The 12,563-nt window shown below is 40.4% G+C and carries 12 protein-coding genes and 1 tRNA gene; 4 read left to right on the top strand and 9 right to left on the bottom strand.

All coding sequences use genetic code 11. The features are described from left to right. Nucleotides 1–47: 47 nt before the first annotated feature. The 3 genes from rplY to AB4160_RS17325 all read right to left on the bottom strand — a co-directional run bounded on the left by rplY (nt 48) and on the right by AB4160_RS17325 (nt 2,649). Entirely contained in the window at nt 48–335 is a 288-nt protein-coding gene (rplY, locus tag AB4160_RS17315; RefSeq protein WP_076539958.1) for a 50S ribosomal protein L25, read from the bottom strand. Between the two features lie 187 nt (nt 336–522). Next, nucleotides 523–1,071 carry a DUF882 domain-containing protein gene (locus AB4160_RS17320; protein ID WP_102439896.1) on the bottom strand — a complete coding sequence of 183 codons (549 nt, stop codon included), beginning with the start codon at nt 1,069–1,071 and terminating at the stop codon, nt 523–525. 150 nt (nt 1,072–1,221) lie between these two features. Next, nucleotides 1,222–2,649, bottom strand: coding sequence for a murein L,D-transpeptidase (locus tag AB4160_RS17325; protein ID WP_372005653.1), 1,428 nt, complete (start codon nt 2,647–2,649; stop codon nt 1,222–1,224). Nucleotides 2,650–2,888: 239 nt separating this feature from the next. Between AB4160_RS17325 and AB4160_RS17330 the strand changes: the two genes are divergently transcribed. Next, nucleotides 2,889–3,164, top strand: coding sequence for an HU family DNA-binding protein (locus tag AB4160_RS17330; protein WP_076539954.1), 276 nt, complete (start codon nt 2,889–2,891; stop codon nt 3,162–3,164). 129 nt (nt 3,165–3,293) lie between these two features. Continuing rightward, nucleotides 3,294–5,177, top strand: coding sequence for a metallophosphoesterase (locus AB4160_RS17335; RefSeq protein WP_372005655.1), 1,884 nt, complete (start codon nt 3,294–3,296; stop codon nt 5,175–5,177). Nucleotides 5,178–5,499: 322 nt separating this feature from the next. On the opposite strand, the gene AB4160_RS17340 is transcribed toward AB4160_RS17335, so the two are convergent. From AB4160_RS17340 to AB4160_RS17365, 6 genes are all read right to left on the bottom strand, one after another. Then, a complete protein-coding gene (locus AB4160_RS17340; RefSeq protein ID WP_372005658.1) occupies nt 5,500–6,465 on the bottom strand; it encodes a hypothetical protein in 966 nt (321 codons plus the stop codon). A 183-nt stretch (nt 6,466–6,648) separates the two neighbouring features. Further along, nucleotides 6,649–7,242, bottom strand: coding sequence for a hypothetical protein (locus tag AB4160_RS17345; RefSeq protein WP_372005660.1), 594 nt, complete (start codon nt 7,240–7,242; stop codon nt 6,649–6,651). An 11-nt stretch (nt 7,243–7,253) separates the two neighbouring features. Beyond that, nucleotides 7,254–7,937, bottom strand: a complete 684-nt coding sequence (locus AB4160_RS17350; protein WP_372005661.1) for a hypothetical protein — start codon at nt 7,935–7,937, stop codon at nt 7,254–7,256. 676 nt (nt 7,938–8,613) lie between these two features. After that, nucleotides 8,614–8,699 (bottom strand) — tRNA-Leu (locus AB4160_RS17355). Between the two features lie 203 nt (nt 8,700–8,902). Further along, nucleotides 8,903–9,490: a uracil-DNA glycosylase family protein gene (locus AB4160_RS17360; protein ID WP_102531537.1), complete on the bottom strand. Its 588-nt coding sequence runs from the start codon at nt 9,488–9,490 to the stop codon at nt 8,903–8,905. 60 nt (nt 9,491–9,550) lie between these two features. After that, nucleotides 9,551–10,930: a leucine-rich repeat-containing protein kinase family protein gene (locus tag AB4160_RS17365; RefSeq protein WP_102440274.1), complete on the bottom strand. Its 1,380-nt coding sequence runs from the start codon at nt 10,928–10,930 to the stop codon at nt 9,551–9,553. Nucleotides 10,931–11,070: 140 nt separating this feature from the next. Between AB4160_RS17365 and yqfB the strand changes: the two genes are divergently transcribed. Beyond that, the gene (gene yqfB, locus AB4160_RS17370; RefSeq protein ID WP_102440275.1) at nt 11,071–11,391 is read left to right on the top strand and encodes a N(4)-acetylcytidine aminohydrolase; all 321 of its coding nucleotides are present in this window, start codon (nt 11,071–11,073) and stop codon (nt 11,389–11,391) included. Nucleotides 11,392–11,418: 27 nt separating this feature from the next. After that, nucleotides 11,419–12,132 (top strand): SGNH/GDSL hydrolase family protein, encoded by a 714-nt coding sequence (locus AB4160_RS17375; protein WP_303411316.1) that lies wholly within the window; start codon nt 11,419–11,421, stop codon nt 12,130–12,132. Nucleotides 12,133–12,563 lie beyond the last annotated feature (431 nt).

Consider the following 12,563-nt stretch of genomic DNA (forward strand, 5'->3'; position numbering starts at 1 on the left):
GTCACAAAAAAAGCGCCTTAAGGCGCTTTTTTCATTCAAATTAGCAATTAAGCAAATTTGAAATCGATGTGTTCGATAAGCATTTTGTACGCGTGACGCTGTACAGCTTGTGCACGAACTTTAATTTCTTTGCCATCGATTACGATAGTTAACTCGCTTGTGTAGAAATCTTCATTCAACTGTTGGTTGATGATATCTTTTTGAGCGAATTTGATAGAAATAGGCTCTTTACCTGGACCGTAGATTACAGCAGGAACTAAATTCGCATGACGTAGGCGGCGGCTCGAACCTTTCCCGATTTCAGTACGGATTTCAGCATTGATAGTATAAGACATGTAATTCTCACTTATATAAAATAATTTTTGTTGTTATTTTCGACCAATAACAACTCGTGCTCGTTATAAAACTAAGCGCGCGGATTCTAACACAGCTAAATAGCGTCAACAAGCATCACGCCGGTATTTTATCCACATGAACTAACTATATAGCCTTTAAATCATGCTAAATATCAGGCCGTGGGTTTTACCAGCTTCTTACCGGGCCAGTATCAAGGTGAATAAAACCAGAACGAGGGTAATAACCAACCCCGCCCATTTTTAACGACATTGCTGCATCACGTAAGGTTTTAAGAGCAATGCCGGGTATGGCTAAATCCATTGCCATTCCCTTCATATGATAACTTTTCTTGGCAACACCATTACTGTTGGCCGCTAACATATTATTGGTGATCGGAGAGCGATAACCAGAAATCACATGAATTTCATCTGAGTTATTCAGTGTCTGTTGAAGCTTATACAGGATTTCATATAAACGCTTATCCATCGGCGCCGCTTGGTTTTGTCTATGGTCACGTAATACATTGCTAAAAAGCGTTAAGGTATCACTGCGATATTCACCATCAACCCAAAAACTGCCTTGCCCGCGCTCACCAGTATGACGGTTGTAAAAGCTCAGATCACGCTGCCCTATTGTAGATCGGCTTGCTTGAGCGGAATTAGAAAACATTGAAGCGACAGCCACCCCACTAATTCCAAGGATTAACTGCCTACGCGAAGGACAAACTAACGACATTAACTCACCACTTTTTAAAAATTCAAACTGTGCACTTTTTGCACAAACGAGGATGAATTTAAAGCTTATGGCAAACAATAGCAACTCTAAAAGAACATAAGTTATGTATAAATCATGTGCAGTTTAGCAACTTCTAATAAGGTCAGACACTTAACGTGACGCCAACTGTAATGGGCTTGTTGCATTATTTGCCACTACTGTTTTACCTGTGTTATTTAAATGATAAATATCATTTCGATATTGGGCCAAGTTATCTTCACCAACCCAAGCATTCCAATACACTATATGCACAGGAATGGTCTGTGACAGCGAAAACCATTGAGTATTTTTTTGATTAGACTGCATACGCGCCCAAGTGCGTTTATCTATTACCACATTATCCGCGAACCACTCAGCCAATTGCTGCACTTTTTCAATGCGAATACAGCCCGATGAAAGCGCTCGATTTGCCTTATTAAAAAGCCATTTATCTGGTGTGTCATGTAAGTATATATTCAGATCATTTTTAAAATGAAATTTATAACGCCCCAACGCATTAATTTCCCCGGGTCGCTGCACCAAACGATATGGAAAGGCTGCAGTTGCGGCCATTTGCCATTCATCAGCGGTTTTATCAATTTTAATCCCAGCTCGATCAAAAACATCAAATTGTCGATCGCGAAAATAATCACCATCTTTAGCCACTTTAGGCAAGATATCCCGTCGTAACAGCTTTTTAGGTACTGTCCAAGTAGGATTAATGACCACATTGGATATTTGTCCTGACATCACAGGGGTTCTTCGATAGGCCTTGCCGACAATTACTCGAGAGGTCATGGCGATTTGACTATCATTGACTAGCACCATTTCAAAGGCGGGAATATTTACCAATAAATAACGCTCTGACAGTTGATGTTGATAACTGGTTTTAGCCACAAAATTACTGGCAAGTAATATGGCGCGCTGTTTAGGTGTTTGGTTTAACCAATGTAAGGTATTGGGACCAATAACAGCATCGGCTTTTAAGCCATGACGCTGCTGAAATGACACCACCGCGTTCGCTATAGTGTCATCATAAATATGTTGCGCTTCTGAACGAGATGATAAGTCCCCAAGTAACCATAAACGCTGTGAAATAGCACTGATAGTCTGATGGCTATCGCCAGGCCGTAAAAAACCGCCGGGGACAATTGGCTGCCATTCATGGCGGTTATCAAGCCACATTAATCGTCTAATATGGTTAAGAACTCTCAAGTAATCATCTACCGGAGGCTCTAAAGAAAAAACTTTCTTTTGAAGTGAAGCGTTGGAAGCAAGATTGCGATACTGCAGTTCAACAGACTTATCAGCCCAAAACCTATCAACTTCATTTTGTATTGTGTCGATATATTCAAGCTTTTCAGCCTCTGTACCCTGGCGCAGAATCGTTAAATATGCTTGCCATTGAACACTGGAGTCAGTCAACGAAATCAATAATACATGTTGCGCAAGGGTGTTATAAACCGCATCCGAAGCCGCAATCTTAGTCATTGGCGTAAAATACAAGAATAATATCACTGCAAAAGATAACGCAACTCGATGAAAACAGCATTTCACCATGAATTATCCTCCTAAATACTGACTACGAGCTTTTGAGTATGGCAAAGAAATACCATCCTTGTGTTACATAAAATATGACACTGTTAAAAGATAATACGAAAGTTGGAGATAGATAGCGGATTTAGCGCAGCAATTCGACAGTGGTAGAGCTGTGATAAGTCGAGTTCTGTTAAACGATGGGCATAACTGCTATAAACAAACTCCGCAATACTTATTACGTTAATTTCACAGCAGTTAATATGAATAAAAAACAACTCATGCAAGTGATGGCCTCGGACATCGGTATCTCACAATCTCAAGCGAAAATTCAAATCGATCAAATTGTTTCTCAGATCCATAAAGCACTTACCGAAGGTGAAAAAGTTTACATTCCGCAATTTGGCACATTTGAATTACGCTACCATTTAGCGAAAAATGGCTACAACCCACAAACCGGTGAAGCAATGGAAATTCCAGGATTTAACCAACCAAGCTTTAAAGCTGCGCCTGGATTGAAAAAACTCATCAATCAGTAATAAAGCCATAATCCCATTTCAAAGGCCTTGTTTTACTAGTAATAGCAGCAAGGCTTTTACCAATAACTACACCATTTCATAATCATCTTCTAAACTTAAAGTCAAAGTCACCTTACCCAGCGCTCAACCATGAACCTTAACCATGCTGTGATAAGTGTTGTTCTACTGCTATGCACTTTTATTCCATTACAGGAAACCTCAGCCTCCTACGAGAGCTTTGAGCTATCAACAACAGCAAAAATTATTGTTGTTGGTGACATCCATGGCGACTATGGTGAATTTGAAACATTAATTCGTGCAGCAGGCATTATCGATGACCAACTGAACTGGCAAGCTGGCGACACTCAGCTAGTCAGTGTCGGCGATCTGCTGGATAGAGGCCCTGACTCCCGCAAAGTAATGGACTTGTTTATGCGTTTAGAGCAACAGGCCACCGCAGCAGGAGGCGCAGTACATCTTGTGTTGGGTAATCATGAATTGATGAACCTTATCCGTGAACTTAACTACGTACCCACTGATGAATATAAACACTACCTGGATGATGAATCTGCGGACGTACGCGAAAATTACTGGCAGCAATACCTTTCATATGCAACTGAAACCAGTGCCGGAATGAGTCAGCAATCGCTATTATCGACCTTTAACACTGAATACCCTCCCGGCTACTTTGGCCATATGCAGCTCTTTTCTACCAAGGGTAAATATGGCCGTTGGCTGTTGAGCAAGCCCAGTATATTAAAGATCAATGAGGTGCTATTTCTCCATGGTGGACTTTCTGCCAAGTTCCCTCTGTCAACCTTAGCCGAAGTAAACAACGAATCAGCAAAAGTAATACATGATTACATGGAAGCTTTTGAGCAATTAAAACTCCAAGGCGCATTAAGTCACCTTGATGATTTCTTTAGTCGCCAAGAAAAAATAGCACGGCGGTTACTATCTGCAGGCTCTGACGAACATAAATCCTTGTACCAAAGCTTTGTTAATCTCAGCCAGTCTTTTTACCTCGATGGAGAAAGTCAATTCTGGTATAGAGGCTCAGCTCTTTGCCATCCAATCTTTGAGGAAGAGATACTTGATCGCGTTTTGCAACACTATAAGGCCAAACAATTGGTGATTGGTCACACAACCACGAATAGCCGCGTTTTTGAAAGCAGAATGAAGGGCAAGGTGATCAATACTGACACTGGACTGTACCGAAAATATTATCAGGGCAATCCAATGTTATTAGCCATTAACAAAGATGAACTTCAACAATTTGATGGTAATCAATGGCGTCCTTTTGAGGTTGACGATGGTCAATACCGTGAGATTTACCAAGGCCACAGCTATCAGGACTGGGAACAGTTATTAACACAGGCAATTATCACTAAACTTGAGCCTATAGGGACTGGTGTGACACAGTCGAAAAAAGCTTATTTGGAACATAACGGACTGCGTTTCAAAGCTATTTTTAAAACTGAAAATATCATCCCCAGAAATGCCTCTAAAGATAAATATCGCAATACCGACAGTTATAAATACGAAATAGCAGCGTACAGGATAGCCCGTCACCTTGGATTGAATATGATCCCGCCAACGGTACTTCGAACCATCAAAAATAAACAGGGCTCGCTACAATTGTGGATAGATGACACTTTTAACGAAAAAAATCGCATCGAGGATGAACGTTATCCAAGCGAGTATTGCGTTCTGTCATACCAAGCCAGCCTGATGAATATGTTTGATATTTTAATTTTCAATGTAGATAGAACCCAAAGCAATATTCTCTATACAGAAGCGGATTGGATGATGTGGATGATAGACCACTCTCGAAGCTTTAGAACTGGCAAACACGCACCAAAATATTTAAAGGCGGCACGTTTGCGTCACTCGCTAAAAATTGAACATCAATTAAAAAACTTAGACTATCAAAGCCTAGATAAACTCACTAATGGCCTACTCAAGAGAAAACAAATCAAGGCGTTACTCAAACGTCGTGATCTGTTATTAAAAAAGCTGGCAGAACATGAGTAAAAATCCTCATTAACTACGCTCGCTACCTTAAGCCGCTTAAGTGATTTATGCCATACCTGTCAGTAATTCCGTGTTTATTTTCAATATAAGAGCTTAAGCAAAAGCGCTGTACTAGCCCATAAACGCCAAATACTCTAATTAAGATAAAGAGTTAACCAAACTCATAGAGAGGATAACAGGCAAGATACTGATATTGACTTAAATGATTGTAGATTTACTGAGGCTGTAACCAAGAGATTGTAAGCCCCTGTAAATAGCGCTATATTACAGCGGGTTTGACATGTCATCTTTTAAGCCGTCTTCGAACTTAATCGCTTAACCTTCACCAAACCCGATGCCAAAGCCCCGAGCTGTAATATTCTTCATCAGTCATGCCACTCTTTCGCTGCTGTTCCTCAAAATGTTGTTTTACTTTTTGAAAGCGATGCTCAATAGATTCCAATCTGAGGTGAGCTAATTGTTGCTCAGATAGACCACTCGCTCGGAGTCTTTTTTCTAGTTCTTCAATTTTCCAATCTCTCATCCCTTGCATAAACAGCATGCTAATAGCATCTGACTTTAACTTACTTAGCTTACAAGTTCGGATGTCTAGCCGAGGCCCTCGATAAAAAGATCTAGAGTGATCGATGGCCCAAATTTTACCAAGATAAGCTTTTTTCCTGTCCGTCACTTCATTTGGGTCTTCAAATCTTTCATTCAGATCGACTAAAAGGTTGCCAGCATGCCTGTCAACATTGCCAATAATACAATCGAATGTTTTGATTTCTTTTATTTGGTGATTTTTATATTCGGCGGATCCCGGGTAAGGCAGGCTAAGAGCAGTTAAATCGTAAAGCACGACACTATTCTCTACCCATAATTGCAAACTGCCTTTTCTCAATTTTTTACTCGGTTTTAGCCCTTTTTTCCCTATTGGTATACTTCGAAGCACTGTCGCAGGAATAATATTAAGGCCAAGGTATTTTGAAATAATATATGCTGCTAATTCATTGTAGTAGCTATCGTAATACATTAAACCAACGTTACCTCTAGCATAATCTTTTACTGTTTTATCTCGAAAGGCGGCACGTATCTGTACACTATTTTTGACTAAACCTACCCTGCGAATTTCCATAATACTTTCTTTTGTCGTGAACGCTTTAGCAACACTTTTAGAAAGATTAATATCGCCATCATTTAATAAGTCAAAGATAACCGTTTCATCTCGGATTAAAGGAACGGTTACAGCGTGAGACAAGAAAGCGACTAAATATATCGTCAGAAAAAAAGCCATCTTCAAATATTGCATATTGCGCTCCTTCTATTCAATCGATGAGATATCACGCTGGTAAAGTCTATTTTAAAGGGCGATGGATTTCACTTATATCGATATATTTAGGCTCTTTAAGCCACAGATAATAAATCCGTTTATGACAATGCAACTACTTAAAATTAGTTAGCGCTTAGCAAGACATCAGAATTAAAACAGGTATTAATCATGCTCATTGACCAATTGCTTATGCTTGCGAGCAAGGTTAAATGCCAATATTATCCAAAGCAGGGAAAGCACCAGATTAACCGCCGCAAACTCATAATGATCAAGCTTGAATACTTTAAGGCCAATAAAGATGATCACCACATGAGCCAAATCTCCCAAACGCCAACAAAATGCATCGATCACAGTCTTCCCTTCAAAAATTTGTTGCTGATTTAAAGGCAGAAACAGTGCATGCCGGGCAGTATTTTGTAATGAATAATCTATGCTATTTTCAGCAATCTTTATTAGCTTAAATAGGGTGAATATAGGGATAAAAGTCGCTAATCCATAGCCCACAAAAGCGACAAAGGGTAAAATTAGAATGGCACCATGTATATGGATCCACTGGAATATTCGAGAAACCAGTAATAACTGAATTATCATGCTGAATAAGTTTACCCAAGTGTAAAAGTCACTGTAAAACTCACCTATAATCAGTTTGACATCGGCTCCCTGCTGCGCATGAATTTGCACCCATTTGGCCAGAATGTATTCTCCTGTAGTATTCACACAGTTGAGTAACACTACAAACCCAGCAATCACCAACAAGTAACGATTATTCAGTACGGTATCAAAACCTGCTTTGAATGAATGACCATGGTAGTCATTTGTTTGTTTTTTTTTGATTTCAGTCCAATTAATTTGGGTAACCACATAGTCGCGATAAGTAAAACCGCAGCGACGAGCATCAAGCCTTCAGCGCCAACAAGCTTAAATAGATGTTTGCTAATTTGCGCACCTAATAATGATCCTAAAGATGCCCCTGCTGCAATAAAAGCAAACAAGCGTTTACCCTCATCTGGACTGTAAATATCTGCAGCATAGGCCCAGAACTGGGCAATTAACAGCACATTGATCACACCTAGCCAAACGAAGAAAGGGATTGAAATAGGCACCTTAAACAAATAAAGCCCCCAGAATAATAACAAGCTCACAGCCACAGCTAAGGTGACTCGGGGCAATATTTCATTCGTTCCCTGAGTCCTTATCCAGCTAGCGTATAAAGGCACCAATATCATTAACACCAATGCTTGAATCGCTATCGTGTAAGTGCGTATTTCAGCGGTGTGTTCAGAGAGGATGAGTGCTTCACGGATAGGCTTTAAAATGTAATACAGCAACAGTAGCAAACAGGCGTTAGCGGAGAGCATCAAGGTTGACTTACCTTCTCCCGGTTGCACATGAGTAAACAACCTCATTAAGCGTTCTAGGTAACTTAAGTCGTTCCTGCTGTTTGCTTCCATACCTGTAAATAATACCTTGTTTACTTTCAGGGTATCGAAAAGCTTAGCAGAGGCATGTGTACTGTCAAATATGTAAAGCTAAAGGCAACACTCATCCCAGCGACGTAAAGATATTGATTGAGAGGATTTTTTATCGTCTAAAAATCCGATATGGCTAATTGATTTAATACATTAATTTAGCAAGAACAATTCAAATAAGTCCGTCAACAATAGTCGATGAATCTGATTGATTTCGTCGTTTTAACACACCTGATACGGATCAGGATTTCAACACAAAGTTTCAATGTAACGCGGCTAAATTTGCTGTGTTCACTCGTGGTACTCGCCAGACTTGAACGAGCAAATATCGCTATTTCACAAACTTCAGATACAAAAAGGTCAGACTTGAACCGGCACGCCCTATTTTAAAACGATGAGGGATTGTTATATCTTGTCATTCATTGAGCAAATTTCAGATACAAAAAAGCCTCAACTAATGTTGAGGCATTTTGGCACCATACTGACGTATATTTTTGATAATAAAACTGATGGTACCCGAGGCCGGACTTGAACCGGCACGCCCTATTTTAAAACGATGAGGGATTGTTATATCTTGTCATTCATTGAGCAAATTTCAGACACAAAAAAGCCCCGACTAATGTCGAGGCTTTTTTGCACCATACTTACGTATGTAATATGGTACCCGAGGCCAGACTTGAACTGGCACGCCTATTAAGCGAGGGATTTTAAATCCCTTGTGTCTACCGATTCCACCACTCGGGCAAACTTGTTGTAACTTGTCGAAACAAGCTACGGAATCTGTTTTCAATTGCTGCAATTGCTTGCTGCCGCTGAACTTGGTGCATACTTTACTGGTTTTTCAGAATGGATCAATAAAAAAATGAAACTTATTGTTCAAGTGCTGACTTTGCAATCAATTCGTCTAAAAACATAGCTAAATTAGCCCTTTCAATTAAATATTTCACTTAAGCATGCAAAATATTCTGCACTGTCGATTTTATTACTGGTAATAAATCTTCAGCAAACCATGGATTTTTTGCTAACCAAATATTGTTGCGAGGACTTGGATGAGGCAATGCAATGATGCCCGAAGGTAAATTACGCCAATGTTTAACAGTTTCTGTCAGCGTTTGTTGCCTGTTTGGCAAGTGATAGTCTTGAGCATACTTGCCTATAAGCAAAGTTAACTTCACATCAGTTAAGTGGTTAAGTAAGGGTTGCCGCCACGTTTGGGCGCACATTTTCATTGGCGCTAAATCACCGTTTTTCCCCTTACCGGGATAACAAAAGCCCATGGGTAAAATCGCAATCTGTTTAGGGTCGTAAAGGGTGTCTTTGTCGATGCCTAACCAATCTCGTAACCTGTCACCACTTTTATCATCAAACGGGATGCCAGACTTATGCACCGCAAGGCCTGGAGCTTGCCCAGCAATAAGAATACGCGCTAGCGGATCAATTTGAATCACTGGGTTAACGCCATGGGGCAACGCATGCTGGCAAAGCTGGCATTGACGTACTTGTGCAACTAACGACGTTAATGACGCTGCAGGCATAACGCTCCCCTATCCTGTTTATAAATTTAACTATCTGGGCCTAAATATAAGCGACGATTGTTAATCCAATAACTGCTGTTGAATGGTGGCTAATTGCTGCTGGATATGAATAAACTGAGGTCGCATCGCTACGTCAGCCTGCAAACAACTAGACACTATTTGGCTTAATTGGCTAATGATCTGACTATCTGCAGTTGCTAACCTTAGCTGGTTATTATCATGGCCTGTAAATTCATTAAAATGCCCCAATACGTCATCTAGCATATTACCTAATGCTCTGACTTCAATGGCTTGCATATACGCTGCTTGCTCTACTGCAAGCGCTGACAAGTCCGTTGCTGCGCCAAAATCACCAAATAGCATATTGGCATCACTATCAATCATGGTGTTGTGAGCGTATATATCGCCATGACTGACTTTATGTTGATGTAAATGGGCTAGCGCAGCTGCCATACTGCGCATAACGGTGACGATTTGCCTTAGGGATATATCCATGTCATCACAAAAGGTATCGCGAGTACAGGTTTCCAGTGACGGCGGTAAACCCAAGTTGTAATAACGCTGAGGAATGAGCTCCATGACTAAACCAAGATTGTCAGCATCAGCAATAAAGCCAAGTACGCCAATTAAATTAGGATGAAAGCCTGCTTGCAAACAGCAATGTAATTCATCTTTTGGGTAACCATCTGATGTCACCGCACCTCTGAATATTTTCACCGCTACGTCCAGTGCTGTGCCAGAGTCCTGCTGCCATTGTGCTTGATAAATCACCCCTGAAGCGCCTTGGCCTAATTGCTCCCCTAATGATAACTGCGCCATTGGCGTTAACGCACAACCACTATTAACAGCAGCGTCATCACTATTGATAACAGGCGCTGTTATAGGATTGCCACTAAATGCCAACCAAGCTAAATTGGGCAGTTTGAATAACCAATCTGGAATAACAGTCAATTCATTGGCTGAAATACGTAATAGCTCTAGTGATGTACATTGACTCATTGATGGCGGCAAATTGTTGAGCTTATTGCCTGCCATGGCAAACTTCTGTAGTCGATGTAGCTTGCCAATGGATTGAGGTAATTGCTCAATGTTATTGTCAGTGAGAATTAACCAGCGGGTATCAACAGGAAAACAATCTTCGGCAACTGTAGTTATTTGATTGGCTTTAAAACCGATCATTTCAAGCTTTGGGCATTTAGCAATGACATCTGGGATGTCAGTAAAACAATTAAACGATAGGAATAAAATTTTAAGCTGTTGCAACTGCTCAAACTCATCAGGTAGCGATGATAAACGGTTATTCGACAAATCAAGCACTTCAAGGGAATCAGCAAGCTTAATAATTTCCATGGGAAAACTGGTTAACCCTTCAGCTATCTGTAATCGTTTTATCTTGTTTTGGTGTAATTCACCAGACTGTAATTGAGCCAAAGTATGCAATGGAAATATCCTAAAATAAGCAGTAAGTCGCAATGGCGCTCATGATAAGCCAAACAGATAAACAAGTTAAGGCAAACCTCAGTAAACTGATTTACTATAACGCACAATAAACCTGCAATTAATAAAGGCTCAAAGCCACTATGCCAGCACTTAACAGCATCACTTTTTTCAGCCGCTTTGAAACAGACATTCTGTCAGGCGCTAAAACTATTACCTTACGCGATGACAGTGAATCCCACTTTATTGCAGGTGAAACGTTAACCGTATCCACCTTTGAGGAAGATAAATGGTTTTGCGACATCAAGGTTATTTCCGTTAATACAGTGCCATTTACACAATTAACCGACTTGCATGCGCAGCAAGAAAATATGCCCTTGGCAGTATTAAAAGCCTTAATACAGGAAGTGTATCCGGGTATTGAACAGCTTTATGAAATCAAATTTAAGGTCGTAACCCCTTAAATAAGCACATAACAAAGGAATGTAACATTGCACTATCTAACACTAATATTTTTATGGCCTATTTATTTAGTACAGGCTATTTGGGTAAAAAAAACCACCATAAAATTACCAGAGCCAAGCGGCAAGCGCGTTAATGCCTCATGCCGTTCGCCACAATTGTCGCTACTGATCCTAGGTGACTCTGCTGCAGCGGGAGTTGGGGTAAGCCACCAGCAACAAGCACTGGCGGGAAACATGGTTAAGCGGCTCTCTAATGATTATCAGCTCAATTGGCAACTGGTGGCCCAAAGTGGCTATAGCACCCAAAACTGCCTCAATAAAGTCAAACTCATGACCCATCAAAATCAGCTAACAAAAGCAGATGTTATTGTGATCTCTCTGGGCGTAAATGATGTGCTGAGTCCAATATCGGCAAAAACATGGATATTACAATTAAGCGAGTTGTGCGCATTGATCACATCAAAGTTAGGAGGAACACAAATTATCATTACTAATGTGCCTCCAATGGATCGATTTCCAGCGTTACCACAGCCTTTTAGGTGGTTTTTAGGCGCAAGAAGCCGAGAGTTCAACTTAGCTCTTTCTAATTGGGTTCAAACAAGCTCACTGCCATGCGAACAACTTAATATGGAATTGACGTTAGCTGATGCGCCAATGGCCATTGATGGGTTTCATCCAAGTGAGGTTATTTATGCCCACTGGGGACAACAAGCATGCGACATGATTAAGGTGAAAGCGTAAGCCAGACTTCAACCACACCCCTTCAAAATAACTTTAAGAAATGAAATTGATATAGCCAAATTGCAAACACAAAAAAGCCCCAACTAATGTTGAGGCTTTTTCGCACCATACTCTTTAATACTAAGTCGTATGTAAGCGCTTTATAGAAGAATAATGGTACCCGAGGCCAGACTTGAACTGGCACGCCCTATCTTAAAACGACGAGGAATTTTATCTTTCGCCAACGCTCGAATTACAGGCACAAAAAAGCCCCAACTAATGTTAAGGCTTTTTTGTACCATACACCTTAATACTAAGTCGTATATAAACGCTTTATAGAAGAATAATGGTACCCGAGGCCAGACTTGAACTGGCACGCCCTATTTTAGAACGACGAGGTTTTTTTTAGTAAAATCATTCCAACAAATTTCAGATACAAAAAAGCCCCAACT

Origin of the sequence: Shewanella sp. 10N.286.51.B8, from assembly GCF_041469325.1 — a bacterium.
Taxonomy (GTDB): domain Bacteria; phylum Pseudomonadota; class Gammaproteobacteria; order Enterobacterales; family Shewanellaceae; genus Shewanella.

Bases quoted from the DNA above. Each gene is read 5' to 3' on its own strand.
- AB4160_RS17335 (WP_372005655.1), top strand. From the start codon at position 3,294: ATGAACCTTAACCATGCTGTGATAAGTGTTGTTCTACTGCTATGCACT.
- rplY (WP_076539958.1), bottom strand. From the start codon at position 335: ATGTCTTATACTATCAATGCTGAAATCCGTACTGAAATCGGGAAAGGT.
- AB4160_RS17325 (WP_372005653.1), bottom strand. From the start codon at position 2,649: ATGGTGAAATGCTGTTTTCATCGAGTTGCGTTATCTTTTGCAGTGATA.
- AB4160_RS17350 (WP_372005661.1), bottom strand. From the start codon at position 7,937: ATGGAAGCAAACAGCAGGAACGACTTAAGTTACCTAGAACGCTTAATG.
- AB4160_RS17340 (WP_372005658.1), bottom strand. From the start codon at position 6,465: ATGCAATATTTGAAGATGGCTTTTTTTCTGACGATATATTTAGTCGCT.
- AB4160_RS17360 (WP_102531537.1), bottom strand. From the start codon at position 9,490: ATGCCTGCAGCGTCATTAACGTCGTTAGTTGCACAAGTACGTCAATGC.
- yqfB (WP_102440275.1), top strand. From the start codon at position 11,071: ATGCCAGCACTTAACAGCATCACTTTTTTCAGCCGCTTTGAAACAGAC.
- AB4160_RS17330 (WP_076539954.1), top strand. From the start codon at position 2,889: ATGAATAAAAAACAACTCATGCAAGTGATGGCCTCGGACATCGGTATC.
- AB4160_RS17320 (WP_102439896.1), bottom strand. From the start codon at position 1,071: ATGTCGTTAGTTTGTCCTTCGCGTAGGCAGTTAATCCTTGGAATTAGT.